The organism is Flaviramulus multivorans (assembly GCF_021728415.1).
Taxonomy (GTDB): Bacteria; Bacteroidota; Bacteroidia; order Flavobacteriales; family Flavobacteriaceae; genus Sabulilitoribacter; species Sabulilitoribacter multivorans.
The window spans coordinates 131,798-154,923 of record NZ_JAKKDV010000001.1 but is presented as its reverse complement, the minus strand read 5'-3'; the positions used below and the strand labels follow the sequence as shown (position 1 = coordinate 154,923).

The window sequence follows — 23,126 nt, the reverse complement described above, 5'->3', positions numbered from 1 at the left end:
TAATTTTAAAGGTTAAAAGCTATTTCAGCTCTAGTATCTCGATATTTCGGAATTCAATGGGGTGACTTTCACTCTGTAATGAAATATATCCACCAGTTAGAGGTTGCCCCTCTTTAGCTTGAACTTCTTCTGAAGTAGAATCTAAAAACTCGCCACCAATAGTTGGTTTAGAATATGAAATAACTGATTTACCATCAATAAAATGTGTAATAGAATCATTATTAACAATAACTTCAACGGTTATCCATTCTTCGTCATAATAAGTTTTACAATCTGCTTGAATACAATGCTCGGTGATTAATTCGTTATTCATTATTACATGAGTCCCAGGGGTACATAAATTTCCTGATGGCCGCGGTTCATTTTCATTAATACCTCCAAGTAATTGAACTTCCAAAGAAATGGGAAACCCTTGATTAATAAGCATGCTTTCAGGAGATTGGCAATGAATCATTATGCCGCTATTTTTTTTAGCCCAAGATTCCCCGCCTTCAACTTGTTCACCGACAAACCTATATTCTAATCTAAGTTTGTAATTTGAAAAAGGTGTTTCGTAAAATAGATGCCCGAATTCATTAGTGAAACTGTCATAACTATCATAAGAAACAATAAGAGCACCATTCTCTACTCTAAAAGTATTATTGTAATTATTTCCTAACTCGTAGCCATTAATTTTTGCAGTCCAACCTGTTAAATCTTTTCCATTAAATAACGGTGTCCAATTTTCGGGTTTACTTTTCTCGACTTTTTTACAACTGTAAAAAAATGAAATCAATAAAATAAATAATACATATTTAGTGGTTACCCGCATTCAATTTTTTGTATTAAATGACTAATGAGTTATCTAAAGACCAAGCTTTACCTCCTGTTAGTTCTTGTAAATCACCACAATAATATTGAGATGGCACAGGGTCGTAAACCAATACATTTTCACCAATTTGTTCTGTTGTTACATAGGCAGCAATAGTCATCATTTTTACACTATTTAAAAACTCAGATTTAGTTGGAATTAACGATTCTAAATCGGCTTCTCTTTCTTCATCAACGTCTCCTTTAACCAACATATATTTGTCTAAAAGTGCTTTGTAGTTTTCCTCGGTAACAGCATCTATTGAGTCCTCAGCATTTGGTTTTAAAATACCAATAATCTTATTAAAAGCAGTTTTTATATTGGCTTGATCTTCATCTTCAACAACTTCCTTGATATATTTATCAATAAATTGTGGAACATTGAGTTCAGTTGCAGATGGTAAACCTTCTGTTTTAGGTAAAATAATATCTACTAATTTTGTTAAAACAACTCCTTGTTCTTCAGTTAAAAATTCAGGCACCCAAGTTTTTACATCACTAGTACAACTTTGTAATAAGCTTACTAAAGTTGGAGTTGCAACAAAAAAGCCAGTTGCGAATCCTAAATTTTTTAATGCGTCTCTTCTTTTCATTTTAAAACTTTTTAAATTAAAGGTTACCTTTTTTTAATTGTTCTGCAGCATGATTAGCTGCTCTTGCTGTAAAAGCCATATAGCCTAATGATGGATTATGACAAGCAGCTGAGGTCATAAACGAACCATCTGTAACATATACATTTTTGCAAGCATGAACTTGGTTGTATTCGTTTAGTACTGATGTTTTTGGGTCTCTTCCCATGCGTGCTGTTCCCATTTCGTGAATACCTAATCCCATACCTCTGCCTTCAACATTGTCATATCCTTCAACATCTTTAAAACCTGCAGCTTCAAGCATTTTTACAGCTTGTTCCATCATGTCTTTTCTCATTGCTAGTTCATTTTCACCAAAATCAGCATCAAAAGTTACAGTTGGTAACCCCCATTCATCTAGCTTATCGTAATCTAAATACATTCTGTTTTTATGGTCAGGTAGTGTTTCACCAAATCCAAGCAGATTTACACGCCATTCTCCAGGTTTTAAAATTGCTTCCTTTAATTCTGGTCCGTATTTTAATTCAGCAACCATTTCTGAAAGTCCCGATCTACTTGCACCGCCTTGGTAGCCATAACCTCTTTTAAAGTCTTTAACGTCGGTGTTTCCTCCTAAATTTCTAAAACGAGGTATGTAAACTCCATTAGCTCTTCTTCCTTTATTGATTTTGTCTTCAAATCCATTAGCAACTGCCGTTGCTCCTACATGAAAGTGATGATCCATGATGTTGTGCCCTAATTCACCACTATCGTTGCCTAATCCGTTAGGAAAGCGTTCCGATTTTGATTGTAATAGAATTGCTGCTGATGCAATTGCAGATGCACATAAAAAGATAATTTTGGCTTTAAATAAAAAGACTTCTTTAGTTTCAGCATCAATAACTTTAACACCAATAGCCTTTTTAGTTGTTTCATCATAAACCACTTCATGCACTATAGAATTAGGTCTCAATGTCATGTTTCCAGTTGCTTCTGCAACTGGAAGAGTCGATGAATTACTGCTAAAATAAGATCCAAACGGACAACCTCGCATACATCTGTTTCTGTATTGACAAGTACTTCTACCCATTCCTGGTTTAGTGCCTTCGGTTATATGTGCAGTTCTTCCAATGGTTAATACTCTACCATCGTCAAACTCTTCACTTATTTTTGCTTTTAATTTTTCCTCAACACAATTAAGTTCCATTGGCTTTAAAAGCTTTTGATCTGGAAGAACTTCTAAACCAAGGTTTTCACCACTTACACCAATAAATTCTTCAACCTTATCATACCAAGGAGCAATATCTTTATAGCGTACTGGCCAATCAACTGCAATGCCATCTTTTTTGTTTGCTTCAAAATCAATATCGCTTAATCTATAACTTTGTCTTCCCCACATTAATGAACGACCACCAACATGATACCCTCTAATCCAATCAAAGCGTCTGTCCTCGTTATATGGATGTTTTATATCATCTACAAAAAAATGCTGATGAGCTTCTTGAGTTACATAACCAGTTCTATGCTGTTTAAATTTACGCTCTTTGGTTTCTCTTGAAGCAACTCCACCATTTGGTAAATCCCAAGGATCTAAATTAGCGGTTGGATAGTCTTCAATATGTTTAACCATTCTTCCTCTTTCTAGTACTAAGGTTTTTAAACCATTTTCACAAAGCTCTTTTGCAGCCCATCCACCAGAAATTCCTGTTCCTACTACAATAGCATCGTATTCTTCTTCAATGGAGTTTAGATTATTAATATTCATTATTATTAATATTATATTAGTTTAGTTATAAATTTAGCATTTTAATGTGATAAAAATTACACATTTAACGCCAAATTAATTAATTTGCACATTATTAATGTTCAATTTTTTTCAGTGAAGTTAAATGTACAAAAAATAACCCCGTTTGAAGCCGATGGGATTATATATCATGCAGACACTTGTTTGCCGCTTATTGATGCGGTGGAAAGAAAGAAAGTTAAGTTTAAAGCATTGGCAAGATATACCTACCCTGGAGATAGGTTAACGGATGATACAGAAGGGTTAAATAGTATTGGGTATTGGGACGCTAATGAACAACAAGATTGGGGTTTAGATTGGCATAGAAATGAAGGTATAGAAATTCATTTTCTCGAATCAGGTTACATGCCTTATTCTCAGGAGAAAAAGGAAATGGAACTGCAACCCAACGATTTAACCATTACAAGACCGTGGGAAGCTCATAAAGTTGGCAACCCAAATATTGGTGTTGGAAAGTTTTATTGGGTGATATTAGATTTAGGAGTACGTAGACCGCATCAAAATTGGGTTTGGCCTGATTGGATAATTTTAGCACCGGAAGATTTACAGAGATTAACAACTATTTTAAGACAAAATGAAGATGCTCGTTTACGCTCGGATAAGCGTGTTAGAGACTGTTTTCAAAGAATTGGGCAAGCGGTTGATACGGATAAAAACGGAAGTAATTCATCAAGAATTAGGTTGTTAGTTAATTACCTATTAATACTTCTTTTAGACCTTCTAGATTCTGAAAATGTGGAATTGAGAGAAGAACTTATGGATAGTTCACGTAGTGTTAAACTATTTTTAAATGAATTGGAAAAGAACTTAACCGAAACATGGACTATTGAAAAAATGGCAGACTCTGCTGGCGTTGGATTAACAAGGTTTACATTTCATTGTAAACAGTTAACTAATTTAACGCCTATGCGTTATTTGATGATGAGGCGTTTAGAAATGTCGAAAAAAATGCTATTAGAAAATAGCGACCTTAGTGTTGCAGAAGTGGCATTTAGTTGCGGATTTTCAACAAGTCAGTATTACTCAACGGTTTTTAAAAAGCACGAGAAATGTACGCCTATTGAATATCGTCAAAAGCATACTGTTTTGGTAGAAAGTTCGTAATCTTAAATTTGTATAAATTCTTTCACTGAATAATTGTAAACACCTTTAAGAATGGAATGTTATAAATTTCAGCTTAATTTAAAACTAACTAAAAACATAATTAAAATGAACTTTGATTTATATAAAAAAAAGACAATTGCTGTCTTTGTGCTATCTTTATTTCTGTTTAGCTTTTCATGTAAGGAAGGAAAAAAAGATATTGCTAAAGAAGAAGTTATAGAGCAAGAAGTATCTAATGAACCATTTTTCAAGCTGTCATTAGCGCAGTGGTCGTTGCACAGAGAAATTGAGACGGGTGAACTAAATCCCTTTGATTTTCCTAAAGTTGCTAAGGAACTTGGATTTGATGCTGTGGAATGGGTAGATCAGCTTTATGCAAAAGAAATTGATAGTATGGGATTCGATGCTGTTATTGAGCGCTGGAAGGAAGAAAGCGAAAAACATGGAGTAAAAAATGTACTCATTATGGTAGATCGCGCTGGTGATTTATCTCATTTCGATGCACAAAAGAGAAATGAAGCAGTAGAAAAGCATAAGAAATATGTAGATGCAGCGGCTTATTTAGGTTGTCATGCTATTAGAGTTAATACATTTGGATCATTTGATTCTGATCAATGGGTAGAAGCTACTATTGATGGGTTAAAAACGCTATCTGAATATGCTGCTACAAAAAACATAAGTGTATTGGCAGAAAATCATGGTTGGTATTCTTCTGATCCAAGACTTCTAATTCCGGTAATTGAAAAAATAAATATGGCAAATTGCGGAACACTTGCTGACTTTGGTAACTGGTGTATCAAAAGAACTAAAAATGAAAACTGGGGTGATTGTGCAGAAGAATACCCAGATAAATATGAAGGCTTTGAACGTTTAATGACAAAAGCCCAAGCTGTTAGCGCTAAAGCTTATGAGTTTGATGATAAAGGAAATGAAACAACATTAGATTTTGAAAAGTTTATAAAATTAATATCAAATTCTGGTTACAAGGGATATATTAGTGTAGAATATGAAAATGAAACTTTGAATGAAAAAGAAGGAATCTTAGCAACTAAGGCATTGTTGTTACGAGCGGCTAAAGGATTAAATTAAAAAACTAACTAACTAAGCTATAGATGAAAAAATCAACACAATTTCAATTGTCTTTTATGATGTTCCTCGAATTTTTTATTTGGGGAGGATGGTTTGTAACCCTTGGTTCATTTATGGGTAACAACCTTAGTGCTACAGGGGCAGAAACTGGTATGGCGTATTCTACACAGTCTTGGGGAGCCATTATTGCGCCTTTTATTATTGGTTTAATTGCTGATAGGTTTTTTAATGCTGAGAAAATTCTTGGGGTATTGCATTTGGTAGGTGCGTTTTTAATGTATCAAATGTCCCAATCAACTGAAGTCGCAACATTTTACCCATATGTCTTAGGCTATATGATTGCTTATATGCCAACTTTGGCCTTAGTAAATTCAGTATCATTTAATCAAATGAATGATCCTGCTAAACAATTCCCTATAGTTAGAGTTTGGGGAACCATTGGCTGGATTTTAGCTGGCTTAGTTATAAGTTTTGTTTTTAAATGGGATTCTATTGAAAATATTGGACAAGGAATGCTATCAAACACCTTTATTATGGTAGCTATTGCGTCAGCTGTTTTAGGCGTGTTTAGTTTCTTTTTACCTAAAACGCCACCAAGTGTTTCAAAGGATGAAAAAGTAACCATTAAAGATATTTTAGGATTAGAGGCATTAAAATTATTGAAAGATAGAAACTTTTTAGTGTTCTTCTTGTCCTCAGTTTTAATCTGTATTCCTTTAGCATTTTATTATCAAAATATAAGTCCGTTTTTAACTGAGTATAAAGTTGAAAATTCTACAGCTTGGGCTTCTTTAGGGCAAATGTCAGAAGTTGGTTTTATGTTATTATTGCCATTTTTCTTCAAAAAATATGGTTTCAAAAAAACTATACTCTTTGGAATGTTAGCTTGGGCTATTAGATATGCTTTATTTGCTTTTGGAAACGCTGGCGATTTATTCTTTATGCTTGTTATCGGTATTGCGTTACACGGAATTTGTTATGATTTCTTTTTTGTTTCAGGACAAATTTATACCGATTCTAAAGCTGGAGAAAAAGCTAAAAGTGCTGCTCAAGGACTAATTACTTTAGCTACTTATGGAGTTGGTATGTTAGTTGGGTTTTGGGTTGCAGGACAAATTGTAGATCAAAACGCATTAGCTAATGGTGATCATAGCTGGATAGACATCTGGAAGTTTCCAGCATTATTTGCACTAGGAGTTTTTGTCCTATTTGCATTCTTTTTTAAAAATGAAAAAGTAGAATATAAAGAATAAAAAAATATTAATGAGTAATAAAATTAGATTAGGAATTTTAGGTGGAGGAGGTGATTCTTTAATTGGTGTACTACATCGAGTGGCATCATCAATGTATGATAAATATCAAATTGTTGGAGGTGTTTTTAATCCAGTTTGGGAAGAAAATATTGGTTTTGCGAAACAAATTGGATTACCGACCAATCGAATTTATAAAGATTTTGACACCTTAATTGAAGAAGAATTAAAACTTCCAGAATCGGAAAGAATACAAGTGGTATCTATACTAACACCAAACTTTCTGCACTTTCCTATGGCAAAAAAGCTACTGGAAAATGGGTTTAATGTTATTTGCGAAAAGCCAATGACAACCACTTATGAAGAGGCAAAAATTCTTAATCAAACATTAAAGAAGGCGCAAACTGTTTTTGCTGTAACATATACCTATACAGGTTACCCTATGGTACGTCAAATGCGTGAAATGATTTTAAATGGAGAGCTAGGAACTATTCAAAAGGTAGATGCACAATATTATCAAGGTTGGATAAACCCAATTATTCACGATAAAGAAAAACGTTCCACAACTTGGAGGTTGAACCCGGAAAAATCAGGTATTAGTTGCTGTATTGGTGATATAGGAACTCATGCTTTTGATATGTTGGAATTTGTTTCAGGTGTAAAGATAGAATCGGTTTTGGCAGATTTGAACTATCTGTATTCAGACAATAAAATGGATATTGACGGAACTGTTTTACTCCGATGTAGTAACAATGTAAAAGGAGTTATTTGCTCAAGTCAAATTGCAACCGGTGAAGAAAACAGTTTTATTGTAAAAGTGTATGGTGATAAAGCTGGATTAAAATGGGAACAAGAAAACCCTAATTATCTGTATTTAATGGAAGACGGTAAACCATTACGGGTTTTAAAACCTGGTCATTCATATAATTCCGAGTTGTCTTTAGACGGAACAAAATTGCCTCCTGGACATCCGGAAGGAATCTTTGATTCTATGGGGAATATTTATAAAGGGGTTGCTAAAGCAATTAATAAAGAACCTTATAATCATGGAGAATACCCAACAATTATAGATGGTGTAAGGGGTATGAATTTTATTGAAAAGGCAGTGGAATCTCACCAAAAAGGAAATGTTTGGGTAGACATTGAAAATGTAAATTAATGAAAACAATAAAGGGACCAGCTATTTTTTTAGCGCAATTCATGGATGATAAAGCACCGTTTAATTCTTTAGACGGATTGTGCAAATGGGCTTCAGATTTAGGTTATAAAGGTATTCAAATTCCAACTTTAGATAAATCTATTATTGATTTAGATATTGCGGCAGATAGTCAAACGTATTGCGATGAATTTAAAGGGAAAATTAACAGTTACGGACTAGAAATTACAGAACTTTCAACGCATATTCAAGGGCAATTAGTTGCAGTCCATCCAGCGCATGATATTATGTTTGATATTTTTGCACCAGACCATTTAAAAGGTAAATTTAAAGAACGTACTGCTTGGGCAGTAGATCAAATGCATAAAGCTGGTAAAACCAGTAAACGTTTAGGTTTAAAAGCGCATGCAACTTTTTCAGGCTCTTTACTTTGGCCATATGCACATCCGTGGCCACAACAACCGAATGGTTTAATTGAACTAGGGTTTAAAGAACTAGCGGATAGGTGGAAACCTATTTTAAATACTTTTGAAGATAATGGTGTGGCTGTTTGTTACGAAGTTCACCCGGTTGAAGATATTCATGATGGTGATACTTTCGAACGTTTTTTAGAAGCCACTGGAAACCATAAAGCAGTTAATATTCTTTATGATCCTTCGCATTTTGTGCTTCAGCAACTTGATTATATAAAATATATCGATCATTATCATGAGTTTATCAGGGCATTTCATGTTAAAGATTCAGAGTTTAATTCCTCTGGAAAAAAAGGAACTTTTGGAGGTTATAATGATTGGAAAGATAGAGCAGGGAGATATCGTTCTCCAGGAGATGGACAAGTAGATTTTAAAACCGTATTTTCAAAGTTAACAGAATATGGCTGTGATGTTTGGGCAGTTTTAGAATGGGAATGCGTTATAAAAAGTCCTGAACAAGGGGCGAAAGAAGGTGTTAACTTTATAAGTAGCCATATTATTGAAGCGACAACCAAACGTTTTGATGATTTTGCTGGTGGAAATACTGATGATAATCAGTTGAGAAAAATACTAGGATTATAAACTAATTAATATTTAAAAATGAAAAAATTAATTTTATTCGTTGTTGTTGCTGTAGCTTTTACAGCGTGCAAAGACAAAACAAAAGAATCTGCGCAAGCCGAAGAGGACATAGAGGTAAACACTGAAGTTGAAGTTGAAAATGATGCAGATTGGGTATATCTTTTTGATGGTACAAATTTTGACAAATGGCGCGGATATTTAAAAGATGAAATGTATCCAGAATGGACTATTGAAGATGGAGCTATGATGTTTACTCCAGGTGAAGAAGGTGGTAAAAATATTATAACCAGAGATACGTTTACAAATTTTGAATTATCATTGGAGTGGAAAATATCTGAAGGAGGTAATAGCGGAATTTTCTTTGGTGTTTATGAAGATGAAAAATTTAATGAAGCCTATCAAACAGGACCAGAAATTCAGGTATTAGATAATGAGCGTCACCCTGATGCAAAGGCAAACCCAAAATTTCATCAAGCAGGTGCGCTTTATGATTTGGTTCAGCCAGAACAAGACGTTTGTAAACCAGCGGGAGAATGGAATCATTGTGTTTTAAGTGTAAATCATAAAACAAATGAAGGCTCAGTAACTTTAAACGGAACTAAAATTGTGAGCTTCCCGGTGCATGGTGAAGCATGGGATGCTTTAGTTGAAAACTCTAAGTTTAAAGGATGGGAAGGATTTGGTAAACACCAAACAGGACACATTGGTTTGCAAGACCACTCCGATAAAGTTTGGTATAGAAATATAAAAATCAGAAATCTGTAAGATTCTATATTGTAAAATTTTAAAAATAGAGTAGTTCATTGGACTGCTCTATTTTTTTTAAATAATAAATAGTCAACTTAAATAGCGCATTATTCATAATAAATAGTAAAATATTATTAAAAATTAATAATTTTTCTAAAAAATCAATATCAATTGATTAGTTATATTAAATAATATTATAGTTTTACATTATGAAAAATTTAAAAAATAAAATACGTTGTACAGTTCCCGGTTTTCCCGTGCGCTTTCGCCGCCGCTACTAATCTCATTTTAGCAGTATAACCTAAACGTAATTTTAATTTTTTAAGAGTGTCCAAAATTTTTTCAATAACATTTCAAAATATAGTTAGTTTTTTAATAAACAACTTTTACCTGCGACCTAAATATATTCGTCGCCCGTAAGGGTGTGTTGTAATTTTATTGAATTAGATGAGTTGAGTTCAGATTAAAAAAAATATTAATAATTATTATATCATATTAAATTAAGAAATGAAGGTTATAATAGCCGATAAATCACATATAAAATACGCTGAAATTATTTGCGAAACTATCGCAGAATCTGCAGCTGTTAGGGGAACAGGTATTGCCAGACGTACTCCAGAATATATAGCAACGAAAATGGAAAATCAAAATGCAGTTATTGCTTTAGATGGTGATAAGTTTGCAGGGTTTTGTTATATAGAAAGATGGGGTCATGGTAAGTTTGTTGCGAACTCAGGGCTCATTGTGCATCCTGATTATCGAGGTGGTGGTCTTGCAAAAAAAATTAAGCATAAGGTTTTTGAACATTCTAGAACAAAGTTTCCTGACGCTAAAGTGTTTAGTATTACAACAGGCTTAGCTGTTATGAAAATGAACAGTGATTTAGGATACAAACCGGTTACTTTTTCTGAATTGACTGACGACCCAACGTTTTGGGATGGATGTCAAACCTGCAAAAACTACGATGTTTTAACACGCACTAATAGAAAAATGTGTTTGTGTACAGGGATGTTGTACGATCCTACAAAACCAGAAAAAAAGGAGCCTAAAAAAATAAAGGAAAAGGTTTTTAATAGATTAAAACATATTAAAGAAACCATGTTTTTAAAAAAAGATAAGAAATGAAAAAATTAGTTATAGCCTATAGTGGCGGATTAGATACTTCATATTGTGCTGTAAGTTTGTCAAAAGAATACGAAGTTCATGCAGTAAGCGTCAATACGGGAGGATTTAATAAGGCTGAAATAGATAAAATTGAAGCTAACGCCTACAATATGGGTGTTACAACCTATAAAAATATTGATGCTGTTGCCACTTTTTACCAAAAAGTAGTGAAGTATTTAGTTTTTGGGAATGTGTTAAAAAATAACACATATCCATTATCGGTAAGTGCCGAACGTATTATTCAAGCTATTGAAATTATTGAGTATGCAAAAAGTATAGAGGCAGAGTATATTGCTCATGGTAGTACTGGTGCTGGGAACGATCAGGTTCGTTTTGATATGATTTTTCAAACGTTGGCTCCAAATATTAAGATTATAACACCTATAAGAGATGAAAAGTTAACAAGACAACAAGAGATTGACTATTTAAAAGTCAATGGTATTGATATGTCTTGGGAAAAAGCAAAATACTCAGTGAATAAAGGACTTTGGGGAACTAGTGTAGGAGGCTCAGAAACTTTAACTTCGGATAAGCCGTTACCTAGTGAAGCATATCCCTCGCAAATAAAGCATGCCGAAGAAGAGAAGGTTAAATTAACCTTTAAGAAAGGTGAATTAGTTGCTGTAAATGGTATTGAAAATGATCCAGAAATAAACATTGAAACCTTAAATAATTTGGCTTCAGCTTATGCTATTGGTAGAGATATTCATGTCGGTGACACTATTGTTGGTATAAAAGGGCGTGTAGGTTTTGAAGCTGCTGCTGCCTTAATAACTATAAAGGCACATCATTTATTAGAAAAACATACACTTACTAAATGGCAATTGCAGCATAAAGAATATATAGCTAGTTTTTATGGGATGCATTTACATGAAGGACAGTATTTAGACCCCGTAATGCGAGACATGGAAGTCTTTTTACAAAGCAGTCAAGACAAGGTGTCTGGAGATGTTACAGTTACTTTAAAACCTTACCATTTTTCATTAGATGGAATTTCTTCAAAGCACGATTTAATGAGTGCCAAATTTGGTAGTTATGGTGAAGAAAATAAAGGATGGACTGCCGATGAAGCTAAAGGATTTATAAAAATATTAGGAAATCAGAATAAGATATATCAACAGGTAAATTCAGAATCATGATACAAGTTGGAATTATTGGAGGTGCAGGTTATACTGCCGGAGAGTTAATACGATTGCTGATTAACCATCCTGATGTGGAAATTAATTTTGTATACAGTACATCCAATGCAGGCAATGCAATAAGCAAAGTACATCAAGATTTAGTTGGATCTATCGATTTAAAATTTACAGACACTATAAATTCAAAGGTTGATGTTTTATTTCTGTGTTTAGGACATGGGAATTCAGTTAAGTTTTTAGAGGTAAATAGTTTTTCAGAGAAAACTAAAATAATTGATTTAGGCAACGATTTTAGGTTAGAAAAAGATAAAGTATTTAAAGGGAAAACATTTATTTACGGTTTACCCGAGTTGCAAAGAGAGGCTATAAAAAAAGCAAATTATATAGCGAATCCTGGGTGTTTTGCTACGGCTATTCAGTTAGCATTGTTGCCGCTAGCTGATAAAAATTTAATAGGAAACGATGTTCATGTAAATGCAGTAACAGGAGCAACAGGAGCAGGTGTTTCATTATCTGAAACCACACATTTTACTTGGAGAGACAATAATTTTTCGTACTACAAACCTTTTACGCATCAGCATTTAGGTGAAATTAATCAGTCGGTAAAACAGTTGCAAAATAGCTTTTCGTCTGAGATTTTGTTTATGCCTAATAGAGGTAATTTTTCTAGAGGAATTTTTGCGACAGTTTATACTGATTTTGAGGCGCCAGTCGAAGAGGCTAAATCTATTTATAAATCATTTTACAACGATGCTGAATTTACTTTTGTTTCAGATGCAGCATTGCATTTAAAGCAAGTGGTAAATACTAATAAGTGCTTAATTCATTTACATAAACACAATGATAAATTGTTAGTAACTAGTATTATAGATAATTTATTGAAAGGCGCTTCGGGACAAGCTATTCAAAACATGAATTTAATGTTCGGTTTGAAAGAAACAACAGGGTTGCATTTAAAAGCGACTTATTTTTAATCCAACAACTAGCAACCAATAACAAACAACTAAAAATGAAAATAGCCATAATAGGTACAGGGAATTTAGGGAGTTCTATAGCAAAGGGGATTATAAACCACAAATTATTTACTTCGTTGTATTTGAGTGATAAAAATACTGCAGCTGTAAAAGACTTTGTTAATGAGGACTACGTAACAGTTACTAGTGATAATATTGAAGCTGTTAAGGCTTCCGACATCTTAATTTTTGCTTTACAACCGCGCCATATTGAAAAGGTTTTGGAAAGCGTGTCATCACATATTACCAACGATCATGTGGTAATGTCAGTTGCTGCTGGATTTGAAATTTCGAAGATAGAAAGCATTATAGGAAGTGATAAAAATATTATTCGTGTGATGCCTAATACAGCTATTTCAATTAGGAAATCAATGACTTGTTTGGCAGCAAACGATAAAGGAAATGGAAAGATTGAATTGGCGCAAAAAATATTTAACCAATTAGGAACGACATTAATAATTCCAGAGGAATTAATCCAAGCTGCTACAGTCATATGTGCTAGTGGTATTGCATTTTGGATGCGATTGGTACGTGCCACTACCCAAGGTGCTATACAATTAGGTTTTGAAGCAGAACAAGCACATCAACTGGCTACACAAACTTGTTATGGAGCCGCAAGTTTGTTAATTGAATCGGGCAGACATCCAGAACAGGAAATAGACCGCGTAACAACCCCAAGTGGATGCACCATTGAAGGATTAAATGCGATGGAGCATCAAGGGTTAAGTTCTGCATTAATTCAGGGGATTGTTGCTTCATTTGAAAAAATTAATCAAATCAAAAAAAGTTAAAATGCCATTATTTGACGTTTATCCATTATATAATGTAACGCCAGTTTCGGGTAAAGATATTCATGTTTATGACGAAAATGGAACGGAGTATTTAGACCTTTATGGAGGGCACGCCGTAATTTCAATCGGACATTCGCACCCTAATTATGTAAAGGCTGTTACCAATCAAGTTTCAAAACTTGGGTTCTATTCAAATGCTATTCAAAATCCATTGCAAGTGGAGTTGGCAAATAAACTAGAAACACTTTCGGGCTGTAAAGATTATGAATTGTTTTTGTGTAATTCAGGAGCTGAAGCCAACGAAAATGCTTTAAAGTTAGCCTCATTTAAAACGGGTAAATCACGTGTTGTTGCATTTAAAAATGGATTTCACGGAAGAACATCGGCAGCAGTAGCAGCAACAGATAACCCAAATATTATTGCACCTATTAATGCCCAACAAAAAGTTACTATTCTGGAGCTTAATGATATTTTGGGTGTAAAAAATGAATTAGAAAAGGGCGATGTCTGTGCCGTTATTATTGAGTTTATTCAAGGTGTTGGTGGGTTAGATCAAGCAACTGCTGATTTTTATGAACAGGTATTTGCGCTTTGTAAGACGAACAACACTATGTTTATTGCAGATGAGGTGCAATCAGGTTACGGACGTTCAGGGAAATTCTTTGCGTTTCAACATTACAATGTAACACCAGATATTATTTCTATAGCAAAAGGCATGGGGAATGGATTTCCTGTAGGCGGGATTTTAATTCACCCAGAAATTGAAGCTAAACATGGCATGCTAGGTACTACCTTTGGAGGAAATCATTTGGCTTGTGCAGCTGGATTAGCCGTTTTAAATACTATTGAAGAGGAAAAGCTTATTGATAATGTTAACGAAATTTCAGCATATTTTATTACAAAAGCAAAATCAATTCCACAGATAAAAAATATTAAAGGAAAAGGATTAATGATCGGTTTAGAATTCGATTTTGAAGTGGGTGAACTTAGAAAAAAATTAATTTACGACCATCATATTTTTACAGGTGGGGCATCTAATAAAAAGCTTATTAGAATTTTACCTCCGTTAACAATCAAAAAAACACATATCGATCAGTTTTTTGATGCCTTAAAAAAAGTGCTTTAGTAAATGAATACATTACTATCCATAGAAACTAGAAATGCTGTTTTATTAAAAATGGCTAAGCTTTTGGATGAAGAAAGGAAAACCATAATTGAAATTAATAAAACCGATTTGGAAGCTTATAAGGGCGATGATATTTCTATGTTTGATCGCTTGAAAGTAGATGATTCTAAAGTGGACGAAATGATTGCTGCTTCTAAACATCTGGCTTCGCAAGATGATCCGGTAGGCGTTGAAAGATTTAGTTTTAAGCACGACAACGGCATGCAAGTTTATAATAAAACAGCATCGTTCGGAACGGTGTTAATTATTTATGAATCACGTCCGGATGTTACTGTCGAAGCAGCAGGAATTGCCTTTAAATCGGGAAACAAAATATTACTTAAAGGCGGAAAAGAGTCTTTAAAATCAAATTTAAAAATCGTCGAACTTTGGCATCAAGCTCTAAAGGAAGAAAAGGCTTCAACCGATTGGGTTGAATATCTACAGTTTAACAGAACTGAGACACAAGCCTTTTTAGAAAATCCGACTCAAAAAGTAGATTTAATTGTGCCACGAGGTGGTGAGCGTTTGATCGCTTTTGTGAAGCAACACGCTACCTGTCCAGTTATCGTTAGCGGTAGAGGGAACAATTTTGTTTTTGTTGAAAAGGATGCCGATGTAGATTTAGCTTTAAAGGTCATTATCAATGCTAAAACAGCAAAAATATCGGCGTGTAACGCTTTAGACAAGGTTTTAATTGATAAAAACATTTCTAATAAGCCGGAATTTATAACCACTCTAATTTCTAAATTAAAAGAATTTGATGTTGAAATTTTAGGTGAAGATTCTTTATCAAAGTATAAAGGTGTTGAGAAAATCCAATCTAATGATATTTGGTATGAAGAGTTTTTAGATTATAAAATAGTTATTGGTGAAATTGAATCAACTGAAGATGCTATTGCTATGATAAACACATATTCCGGTGGACATTCTGCATCTATCATTACAACGAATGAAGCTAAAGCTAAAACCTTCATGGAAAATATCGATACCGCTGCAGTATATCATAATGCATCTACACGATTTACCGATGGAGGTCAGTTAGGGTTAGGTGGCGAATTGGCTATTAGTACGGATAAATTACACCAACGCGGACCAATTGGTTTACAGCATTTGGTAACGAATAAATGGTATATTCATGGAAATGGGCAAATACGATAACCATGCAAAAGAAAAAACGCATATTACTAAAAGTTGGATCGAATACGCTTACCAAAGAAACCGATAATATTTCAAGGGGTAAAATCGAAGATATCGCTAGCCAAATAGCGCAACTTCAAGATGCTTATGAGTTTATTATTGTTAGCTCTGGTGCTATTGCGGTAGCGAAACAATTTGTAAAGCTTGAAAGTAAAGCGGATGGGGTATTTGTAAAACAAGCACTGGCATCTATTGGGCAGCCTCATCTAATACGTATTTACCAAGAGATTTTTAGAGAATACGGGCTTTTAAGTTCTCAATGTTTATTGTCTTATTCCGATTTTGAAAAGAAAGAAAGTAAAACCAATATTGTAAACACAATTAATGTGTTGGTAAACAATAATTACATTCCAATAATTAATGAAAATGATACAGTTGCAACTGACGAAATTCAATTTGGCGATAACGATAAATTAGGGGCTTTAACAGCGTCACTTTTAGAGGTGGATTTGTTTATTATTGCTACAAATACAAATGGTATTTATACCAAGGAGTCTATAGAAAAAAGGGCTCCTAAAACCATTGAATTGGTAGAGGATTTTGAAGTTTTATTAAATCAAGTTGTCAATTCCAAGTCCACTCATGGTAGTGGTGGTATGCAATCTAAAATTGAAGCCGCAGCATTAACAAAAAAAGTAAATATTGAAACGTGGATAGTTAACGGTTTGGAAGATAATTTTATATTAAATGCTATGAAAAATACCGTGCCGTTTACCAGAATAAAATAGTTTAAGATGAAGAATTACACCTCCATACATGATATAGACAATATCCATTCTTGGATTGAGGAAGCAAAGGATTTAAAAGCAAATCCGCTTAAACATATTAATTTAGGAAAGCATAAAACCTTAGGTTTATTGTTTTTTAATTCTAGTTTACGTACAAGGTTAAGCACCCAAAAAGCGGCATTAAATTTAGGAATGGATCCCATTGTAATGAATGTTTCAGGAGATGCTTGGGGTATTGAATTTGGTGATGGTACCGTTATGAATGGTAACACTGCAGAACATATTAAAGAAGCTGCTGCGGTGGTTTCTCAATATTGCGATATTATCGCTGTAAGAGCATTCCCAACATTAATCGATAAGGAAAAAGACGAAAGTGAACAGGTTCTAAAAGCCTTTGTAAAATATGCTTCGGTTCCTATTGTTAATATGGAGAGTGCCACAGGTCATCCTTTGCAAGGTTTAACGGATGCTATTACGATATCAGAATTCACCAAAAAAGCAAAGCCAAAAGTTGTTTTAAGTTGGGCACCACACATTAAAGCGTTGCCGCACGCAGTAGCTAATAGCTTTACCCAAGCAATGCAAAAAATGGATGTTGATTTTGTTATTACGAACCCAAAAGGGTATAATTTAAATCCTGAAATAACGGGTAGTACACCAATTATTCATAATCAGGAAGAAGCCTTTAAAAATGCCGATTTTGTTTATGTGAAAAACTGGAGTTCGTATGAAGATTACGGAAAAGTAATTAATACAGACCCTAATTGGATGATAACTAAAGAAAAATTAGCAGGTGCTAAGTTTATGCATTGTTTACCTGTAAGACGAAATGTAGTAGTTGAAGATGCAGTTTTAGATAGTGAAAATTCGCTGGTAATTAAACAAGCTAATAACCGAACCTATGCAGCACAATTGGTGTTGAAAAAAATATTAGAACATGTCTAAGGAAAAACTATCCATAGTAAAAATAGGGGGAAATATTATAGAAGATGATGTGCTGCTTAAGGCATTTCTAAAACTATTTTCTAACCTACCCGGAAAGAAAATTTTGGTACATGGTGGAGGAAAACGCGCTACGAGAATAGCTTCAAAATTAGGTATAAAATCTAAAATGATTGACGGCAGACGTATTACCGATGCCGAAACCTTAGAAGTTATTACGATGGTTTACGGAGGGTTAGTAAATAAAAATATAGTGGCACAATTACAAGCATTACAGGTTGATGCCATTGGTTTAACCGGAGCTGATATTAATAGTATTGTATCGGATAAACGACCAGTAAAAACGGTTGATTTTGGATTTGTGGGTGACGTAAAAAAAGTGGCGCATAATTCTATAGATAAATTAATTCAAGCCAATTTTACACCTGTATTTTGTGCTATTACGCATGATGGTAACGGCCAATTATTAAATACAAATGCCGATACCATTACATCGCAAGTAGCGGTAGGTATGAGCGAACTTTATGATACATCCATTTACTATTGTTTTGAGTTAAATGGCGTTTTAAAAGACATCAACGATAAAAATTCGGTTATAAAACATATAGATTCTAAAGTGTATTCTGAACTATTAGAACAAGGAATCATTGCCGACGGCATGCTACCCAAATTAGAAAACTGTTTTGATGCTTTAAAACATGGCGTTAAAACTATAAATATGGGAAACACCTCTATGTTAACCCAAGAAAATGATAATTTTACAAGAATAACATTGTAATATGGCGCTACAGGAATTAACAAACGATGCAATTACACTATTAAAACAGTTAATAGAAACGCAGTCATTCTCATCTGAAGAAGATCCAACCGCGTTACTTATTGAGGCATGGTTTAAAAAGCATCAAATAATATATAAGCGCACTAAAAACAATGTTTGGGCAACGAATAAATACTTTGAAGAAGGCAAACCTACATTGCTATTAAACTCGCATCATGATACGGTAAAACCTAATTCGGCTTACACCAAAGACCCATTTAAAGCTATTGTAGAAGATGGTAAATTATACGGTTTAGGGAGTAATGATGCTGGTGGTTGTTTGGTGTCATTAATTGCCACTTTTACACATTTTTATAATCACAAAAATTTAAAGTACAATTTGGTTATTGTCGCTTCTGCGGAAGAAGAAAGCAGTGGACCAAACGGTTTAAACAGTATGCTTTCCATCATTCCAAAAGTGGATGTGGCAATTGTTGGAGAGCCAACCTTAATGAATTTAGCAGTTGCCGAAAAAGGACTGGTAGTTTTTGATGCTGTGGTAGAAGGTACACCAAGTCATGCAGCGCATCCAAACGATGATAATGCTATTTACAATACGATTGATGTCTTGCAATGGTTTAAAGATTTTAAGTTTGAAAAAGGCTCGGAGGCTTTGGGCGATGTAAAATTAACGGTTACGCAAATAAGTGCAGGGTCTCAGCATAATGTGGTTCCAGGTCATGTAGATTTAGTAATTGATGTGCGTGTAAACGATGCATATAGCAACGCCGAAATTGCTAAAATTTTACAAGAAAAAGCCCCATGCACAAGTATTACACCACGTAGTTTACGTTTAAATTCATCATCTATTCCTGTTAATCACGATTTGGTGAAAGCAGGTATTTCATTAGGAAGAACTACTTATGGGTCGCCAACCTTATCGGATCAAGCAGTATTATATTGCCCAAGCTTAAAGTTAGGCCCTGGTGATAGCACACGATCACATTCGGCAGACGAATTTATTTATATAAATGAAATTGAAGAAGGCATAAAAATATATGTTGAATTGTTAAATCGGGTCGTAGTTTAAACAATTCAACGCATAAACAAATAAACATTTTTAAAATGAAACTCTGGGATAAAGGCATATCAATCGATAAAAAAATAGAACAATTTACGGTTGGCAACGATCGAGATATTGATATTCATATAGCAAAATACGATGTTGTTGCATCCAAAGCGCATGCTAAAATGCTTCAGAAAGTGGGCATTATAAAAGTGGAAGAATTGGTAGAGCTTTTAAGTGGGTTAAGGATGTTAGAAAACCAAATTGAAGCAGGTACCTTTGTGATTGATGAGCAATTTGAAGATGTACACTCTAAAATTGAGTATGAACTTACCAAAAAGCTAGGTGAAGTTGGAAAAAAAATCCACACAGCACGTTCCAGAAACGACCAAGTTTTAGTAGCACTTCAATTATATTATAAGGAAAATTTAGGCTTAGTTAAGGCGAAAACAAATACTCTATTCGACACACTCCTTCAATTAGCTGAAACTTATAAAGACAAGGTGCTCCCAGGATATACGCATTTGCAAGTGGCAATGCCCTCATCGTTTGGGTTGTGGTTTTCTGCCTATGCAGAATTGATGATTGACGACGTATATTTATTAAACGCGGCAATTCAAACGGTTGATCAAAACCCCTTAGGATCTGCTGCAGGTTACGGAAGTTCTTTTCCTATTGACAGAGAATTGACCACCAAAGAAATGGGCTTTTCAACTTTAAAATATAATGTGGTAGCAGCTCAAATGGGACGCGGTAAAAATGAGCGTACGATTGCGGCGGCATTAGGTGGTTTAAGTAATACTTTGGCACGTTTTGCCATGGATGTATGTTTGTATATGAGTCAGAACTTTGGCTTTGTTTCGTTTCCAGACGAATTGACTACAGGTAGTAGCATCATGCCACATAAAAAGAACCCAGATGTGTTTGAGCTGATTCGCGGTAAGTGTAATAAAATACAAGCGTTACAAACCGAAATGATTTTGATAACCAACAATTTACCAAGTGGTTATCACAGGGATTTTCAGTTGTTAAAAGAAAATATGATTGCCGCTTTTGAAGATATAAAAGACATCCTGGATATTTTTAATTACTCCATTCAGCAAATTATTGTTAAGGATATAGATATTAACGATGATAAATACAAATACCTTTTTACGGTAGATAATATTAATACCTTGGTTGTGCAAGGGCAGAGTTTTAGAGAAGCTTATCAAAAAATTGGCGGACAAGTGCAAGATGGAACTTACAAACCAGATACCTCCAAAAAGCACACGCATGTTGGGAGTATTCATAATTTGAGTTTAGATAAGATTAAAGCCAAGTTTCCTAAATAAGCCTTTAGTTTTATTACATTACGGCGCAAGCAGCACCTACAATGCCAGCAGTATTACCTAAACGAGATGGCGTAACTGGGGTTTGAACGGTGATGTATTTTTTAAACAAATCAAAATCTTTTGATGTGCCACCGCCCAAAATAATATGGTCTGGGTGTACAAGCAATTCTACCAACTCTAAAAAGGTGTTAAAGCGCTTTCCCCATTTTTTATAGCTTAAATTATCGCGTTCCATGATAGAAGCCGCTGCCCAACTTTCAATTTTTTTATATTTTTTATAAGGAATTTGTCCTAACTCAAAATTTGGAATAAGCTTTCCGTTAAAAAAAACGCCACTACCAAGTCCGGTGCCAATAGTAATCATAACTACCAACCCTTGATTGCCTTTTCCAATACCATAATTCATAACCGCATAACCAGCAGCATCGGCATCATTAATAACAGTTACTGGTAATCCGCAAGCCTCGGAAAATAGTGTTTCGGCATTTGTGTTATACCAATTGGGATGCAAGTTCCCAGGCGCTTTACAAACTCCATTTTTTATGATGCTAGGAAACCCGCAACCAACAGGTCCTTTATAATCAAAATGATTTACAATGTCTTTAAATACCTGCGCCATCTTATCAGGTTTACGAGATTTTGGTGTTGGAATCCTAAACCGTTCACCAATCATGTTACCCGTTGTTGAATCGATTAAACCACCTTTCATTCCAGAACCACCAATATCTATTCCTAAAACCTCCATGCTTAAAATTTGTGTGAGATTCAAAAGTAAAAAAAATCTTTTTAGTGGATTTTGATGAGTTGAAAATGACGCATTAACATCGGAATATTTATCTTGATTTTGTGGGAAAAATAGAAAAATATAGGTTGAATAACTGCGCACCAACATATTAAATAAACTCCTCAAACAAACTAATCTCCCTTGCGTTAGCGATTGAAGCAAACTACCGTGTAGTGCAGAAAGCGCGACCCTTTTGGGTAACGCCCAAAAAAGAAAGGGCATTAAAAAAGCGCATCGGTCAAAATGCGCTTTTAAGGATTCCTGTACTATAATATTGACGACTAACTCAAATAATTAAATAATAGTGGACTGTCCTAAATGTATGTTGGTAAAGTTAAGGTTGGTTTCATCAGGATTATGAATAAAATCCTCGATAAAATCGCCAACTTTTGTGGTGCTTATGTTATCGTATTTAGTATTTAAATCGGGTGTGGTAATGTGTAGCTTTAATGATTTATCTACCCCTTGTCTAACAAGCGAAGCTTCATCATCTAACCCAAAATGATCGAGCAACATAGCTGCCGATAAAATAGACGCTATTGGGTTTGCAATACCTTTGTTGGTTGCCTTGGTGTATGCCCCATGTATAGGCTCGAACATAGCATGATCCTTACCAAGCGATGCCGACGCTAACAAACCAATAGAGCCTACTATAACGCTGGCTTCTTCGGATAAAATATCTCCAAACATGTTTTCGGTTAAAATAACATCAAACTGTTTTGGGTTGATAATAAGTTCCATAGCCGCATTATCAATGTACATGTAATCGGTTTTTACATTAGGATATTGCGGTTCTAGTTCTAATACAACACGTCGCCATAGTCTAGAGCTTTCTAATACGTTAGCTTTATCAACTAAGGTTAATTTGCGTTTTCTTGCTTGGGCTGCTTTAAAAGCTAAATGGGCAATACGCTCGATTTCTTCGCGGGTATATTCGCAAATATCTGAGGCTTTATTACCGTCTGCACTCAACTTTTTTTCACCAAAATAAATACCGCTTGTTAATTCGCGATAAATTAAAATATTGGTGTCTTTTATTTGATTTTTTTTGAGCGAGGATTTATTTAACAAATCTTCATAAGCTATAATAGGTCTTATGTTAGCATATAAATCCAATGTTTTACGAAGCCCTAAAAGTCCTTGCTCTGGTCGTACTTTAGCATTCGGATCTAAATCATATGAGGTTTTACCAATGGCTCCGAACAAAATAGCATCTGCTTTTTCGCAAATACTAATCGTTTCTTCAGGAAGCGGACTTCCTGATTTTTCGATAGCTGAAGCACCAATTAAGCCATAATTAAAAGTGAATACGTGATTAAATTCCATAGCAACAGCCTTCAAAACCTTAACGGCTTGGGCTGTAACTTCTGGACCTATACCATCGCCTGGTAAAACAGCTATGTTTAATTTCATGGCTATA

General features: G+C 34.4%; 22 protein-coding genes. 17 read left to right on the top strand and 5 right to left on the bottom strand.

From position 1 onward, the window contains the following. Positions 1-19: 19 nt before the first annotated feature. From L3X39_RS00745 to L3X39_RS00735, 3 genes are read right to left on the bottom strand one after another with little or no spacing between them, the layout of a single operon-like run. Positions 20-775 carry a 3-keto-disaccharide hydrolase gene (locus L3X39_RS00745; RefSeq protein ID WP_237229460.1) on the bottom strand — a complete coding sequence of 252 codons (756 nt, stop codon included), beginning with the start codon at positions 773-775 and terminating at the stop codon, positions 20-22. A 49-nt stretch (positions 776-824) separates the two neighbouring features. After that, a complete protein-coding gene (locus L3X39_RS00740; RefSeq protein ID WP_237229459.1) occupies positions 825-1,442 on the bottom strand; it encodes a gluconate 2-dehydrogenase subunit 3 family protein in 618 nt (205 codons plus the stop codon). Between the two features lie 16 nt (positions 1,443-1,458). After that, on the bottom strand, positions 1,459-3,183 hold the full coding sequence (locus L3X39_RS00735; RefSeq protein WP_237229458.1) for a GMC oxidoreductase: 1,725 nt from the start codon (positions 3,181-3,183) through the stop codon (positions 1,459-1,461). A gap of 114 nt (positions 3,184-3,297) precedes the next feature. Between L3X39_RS00735 and L3X39_RS00730 the strand changes: the two genes are divergently transcribed. The 17 genes from L3X39_RS00730 (at position 3,298) to argH (ending at position 20,922) form a co-directional block, all read left to right on the top strand. Further along, positions 3,298-4,326 (top strand): helix-turn-helix transcriptional regulator, encoded by a 1,029-nt coding sequence (locus L3X39_RS00730; protein ID WP_237229457.1) that lies wholly within the window; start codon positions 3,298-3,300, stop codon positions 4,324-4,326. 105 nt (positions 4,327-4,431) lie between these two features. Next, positions 4,432-5,415 carry a sugar phosphate isomerase/epimerase family protein gene (locus L3X39_RS00725; RefSeq protein WP_237229456.1) on the top strand — a complete coding sequence of 328 codons (984 nt, stop codon included), beginning with the start codon at positions 4,432-4,434 and terminating at the stop codon, positions 5,413-5,415. A 23-nt stretch (positions 5,416-5,438) separates the two neighbouring features. After that, positions 5,439-6,668 (top strand): nucleoside permease, encoded by a 1,230-nt coding sequence (locus L3X39_RS00720; protein WP_237229455.1) that lies wholly within the window; start codon positions 5,439-5,441, stop codon positions 6,666-6,668. A gap of 10 nt (positions 6,669-6,678) precedes the next feature. Beyond that, positions 6,679-7,824, top strand: a complete 1,146-nt coding sequence (locus L3X39_RS00715; RefSeq protein WP_237229454.1) for a Gfo/Idh/MocA family protein — start codon at positions 6,679-6,681, stop codon at positions 7,822-7,824. After that, on the top strand, positions 7,824-8,876 hold the full coding sequence (locus L3X39_RS00710; RefSeq protein WP_237229453.1) for a sugar phosphate isomerase/epimerase family protein: 1,053 nt from the start codon (positions 7,824-7,826) through the stop codon (positions 8,874-8,876). The genes L3X39_RS00715 and L3X39_RS00710 overlap by 1 nt, the downstream gene beginning before the upstream one ends. 18 nt (positions 8,877-8,894) lie before the next feature. Next, a complete protein-coding gene (locus tag L3X39_RS00705; protein WP_237229452.1) occupies positions 8,895-9,641 on the top strand; it encodes a DUF1080 domain-containing protein in 747 nt (248 codons plus the stop codon). Positions 9,642-10,130: 489 nt separating this feature from the next. Next, positions 10,131-10,748 carry a GNAT family N-acetyltransferase gene (locus L3X39_RS00700; RefSeq protein WP_237229451.1) on the top strand — a complete coding sequence of 206 codons (618 nt, stop codon included), beginning with the start codon at positions 10,131-10,133 and terminating at the stop codon, positions 10,746-10,748. Then, positions 10,745-11,926 carry an argininosuccinate synthase gene (locus tag L3X39_RS00695; protein WP_237229450.1) on the top strand — a complete coding sequence of 394 codons (1,182 nt, stop codon included), beginning with the start codon at positions 10,745-10,747 and terminating at the stop codon, positions 11,924-11,926. The genes L3X39_RS00700 and L3X39_RS00695 overlap by 4 nt, the downstream gene beginning before the upstream one ends. Beyond that, complete coding sequence (argC, locus tag L3X39_RS00690; protein WP_237229449.1) at positions 11,923-12,900, top strand: N-acetyl-gamma-glutamyl-phosphate reductase; 978 nt, start codon at positions 11,923-11,925, stop codon at positions 12,898-12,900. Before L3X39_RS00695 ends, argC begins: the two co-directional genes overlap by 4 nt. 35 nt (positions 12,901-12,935) lie before the next feature. After that, entirely contained in the window at positions 12,936-13,730 is a 795-nt protein-coding gene (gene proC, locus L3X39_RS00685) for a pyrroline-5-carboxylate reductase (RefSeq protein ID WP_237229448.1), read from the top strand. A gap of 1 nt (position 13,731) precedes the next feature. Beyond that, positions 13,732-14,856, top strand: a complete 1,125-nt coding sequence (locus L3X39_RS00680; RefSeq protein ID WP_237229447.1) for an aspartate aminotransferase family protein — start codon at positions 13,732-13,734, stop codon at positions 14,854-14,856. Positions 14,857-14,859: 3 nt separating this feature from the next. Next, entirely contained in the window at positions 14,860-16,056 is a 1,197-nt protein-coding gene (locus tag L3X39_RS00675; RefSeq protein ID WP_237229446.1) for a glutamate-5-semialdehyde dehydrogenase, read from the top strand. A gap of 2 nt (positions 16,057-16,058) precedes the next feature. Beyond that, entirely contained in the window at positions 16,059-16,823 is a 765-nt protein-coding gene (gene proB, locus L3X39_RS00670; RefSeq protein ID WP_237229445.1) for a glutamate 5-kinase, read from the top strand. Positions 16,824-16,829: 6 nt separating this feature from the next. Then, positions 16,830-17,768, top strand: a complete 939-nt coding sequence (locus L3X39_RS00665) for an N-acetylornithine carbamoyltransferase (protein ID WP_237229444.1) — start codon at positions 16,830-16,832, stop codon at positions 17,766-17,768. Then, entirely contained in the window at positions 17,761-18,543 is a 783-nt protein-coding gene (gene argB / locus L3X39_RS00660) for an acetylglutamate kinase (RefSeq protein WP_237229443.1), read from the top strand. The genes L3X39_RS00665 and argB overlap by 8 nt, the downstream gene beginning before the upstream one ends. 1 nt (position 18,544) lies before the next feature. Continuing rightward, positions 18,545-19,612, top strand: a complete 1,068-nt coding sequence (locus L3X39_RS00655; protein ID WP_237229442.1) for a M20 family metallo-hydrolase — start codon at positions 18,545-18,547, stop codon at positions 19,610-19,612. A gap of 35 nt (positions 19,613-19,647) precedes the next feature. Continuing rightward, positions 19,648-20,922: an argininosuccinate lyase gene (gene argH, locus L3X39_RS00650; RefSeq protein ID WP_237229441.1), complete on the top strand. Its 1,275-nt coding sequence runs from the start codon at positions 19,648-19,650 to the stop codon at positions 20,920-20,922. A gap of 13 nt (positions 20,923-20,935) precedes the next feature. Here argH and ppgK read toward each other — a convergent pair whose 3' ends face one another. Together ppgK and leuB are read right to left on the bottom strand one after the other, a co-directional pair. Further along, entirely contained in the window at positions 20,936-21,667 is a 732-nt protein-coding gene (gene ppgK / locus L3X39_RS00645) for a polyphosphate--glucose phosphotransferase (RefSeq protein WP_237230625.1), read from the bottom strand. Positions 21,668-22,000: 333 nt separating this feature from the next. Further along, on the bottom strand, positions 22,001-23,119 hold the full coding sequence (gene leuB / locus L3X39_RS00640) for a 3-isopropylmalate dehydrogenase (RefSeq protein ID WP_237229440.1): 1,119 nt from the start codon (positions 23,117-23,119) through the stop codon (positions 22,001-22,003). Positions 23,120-23,126: the final 7 nt, after the last annotated feature.

What these genes read in the sequence shown, in the direction of transcription:
- L3X39_RS00740 (WP_237229459.1), bottom strand. Translation starts at nt 1,442, where the DNA reads ATGAAAAGAAGAGACGCATTAAAAAATTTAGGATTCGCAACTGGCTTT.
- L3X39_RS00735 (WP_237229458.1), bottom strand. Translation starts at nt 3,183, where the DNA reads ATGAATATTAATAATCTAAACTCCATTGAAGAAGAATACGATGCTATT.
- L3X39_RS00725 (WP_237229456.1), top strand. Translation starts at nt 4,432, where the DNA reads ATGAACTTTGATTTATATAAAAAAAAGACAATTGCTGTCTTTGTGCTA.
- L3X39_RS00720 (WP_237229455.1), top strand. Translation starts at nt 5,439, where the DNA reads ATGAAAAAATCAACACAATTTCAATTGTCTTTTATGATGTTCCTCGAA.
- L3X39_RS00715 (WP_237229454.1), top strand. Translation starts at nt 6,679, where the DNA reads ATGAGTAATAAAATTAGATTAGGAATTTTAGGTGGAGGAGGTGATTCT.
- L3X39_RS00710 (WP_237229453.1), top strand. Translation starts at nt 7,824, where the DNA reads ATGAAAACAATAAAGGGACCAGCTATTTTTTTAGCGCAATTCATGGAT.
- L3X39_RS00705 (WP_237229452.1), top strand. Translation starts at nt 8,895, where the DNA reads ATGAAAAAATTAATTTTATTCGTTGTTGTTGCTGTAGCTTTTACAGCG.
- L3X39_RS00700 (WP_237229451.1), top strand. Translation starts at nt 10,131, where the DNA reads ATGAAGGTTATAATAGCCGATAAATCACATATAAAATACGCTGAAATT.
- L3X39_RS00695 (WP_237229450.1), top strand. Translation starts at nt 10,745, where the DNA reads ATGAAAAAATTAGTTATAGCCTATAGTGGCGGATTAGATACTTCATAT.
- argC (WP_237229449.1), top strand. Translation starts at nt 11,923, where the DNA reads ATGATACAAGTTGGAATTATTGGAGGTGCAGGTTATACTGCCGGAGAG.
- proC (WP_237229448.1), top strand. Translation starts at nt 12,936, where the DNA reads ATGAAAATAGCCATAATAGGTACAGGGAATTTAGGGAGTTCTATAGCA.
- L3X39_RS00680 (WP_237229447.1), top strand. Translation starts at nt 13,732, where the DNA reads ATGCCATTATTTGACGTTTATCCATTATATAATGTAACGCCAGTTTCG.
- L3X39_RS00675 (WP_237229446.1), top strand. Translation starts at nt 14,860, where the DNA reads ATGAATACATTACTATCCATAGAAACTAGAAATGCTGTTTTATTAAAA.
- proB (WP_237229445.1), top strand. Translation starts at nt 16,059, where the DNA reads ATGCAAAAGAAAAAACGCATATTACTAAAAGTTGGATCGAATACGCTT.
- L3X39_RS00665 (WP_237229444.1), top strand. Translation starts at nt 16,830, where the DNA reads ATGAAGAATTACACCTCCATACATGATATAGACAATATCCATTCTTGG.
- argB (WP_237229443.1), top strand. Translation starts at nt 17,761, where the DNA reads ATGTCTAAGGAAAAACTATCCATAGTAAAAATAGGGGGAAATATTATA.
- L3X39_RS00655 (WP_237229442.1), top strand. Translation starts at nt 18,545, where the DNA reads ATGGCGCTACAGGAATTAACAAACGATGCAATTACACTATTAAAACAG.
- argH (WP_237229441.1), top strand. Translation starts at nt 19,648, where the DNA reads ATGAAACTCTGGGATAAAGGCATATCAATCGATAAAAAAATAGAACAA.
- ppgK (WP_237230625.1), bottom strand. Translation starts at nt 21,667, where the DNA reads ATGGAGGTTTTAGGAATAGATATTGGTGGTTCTGGAATGAAAGGTGGT.
- leuB (WP_237229440.1), bottom strand. Translation starts at nt 23,119, where the DNA reads ATGAAATTAAACATAGCTGTTTTACCAGGCGATGGTATAGGTCCAGAA.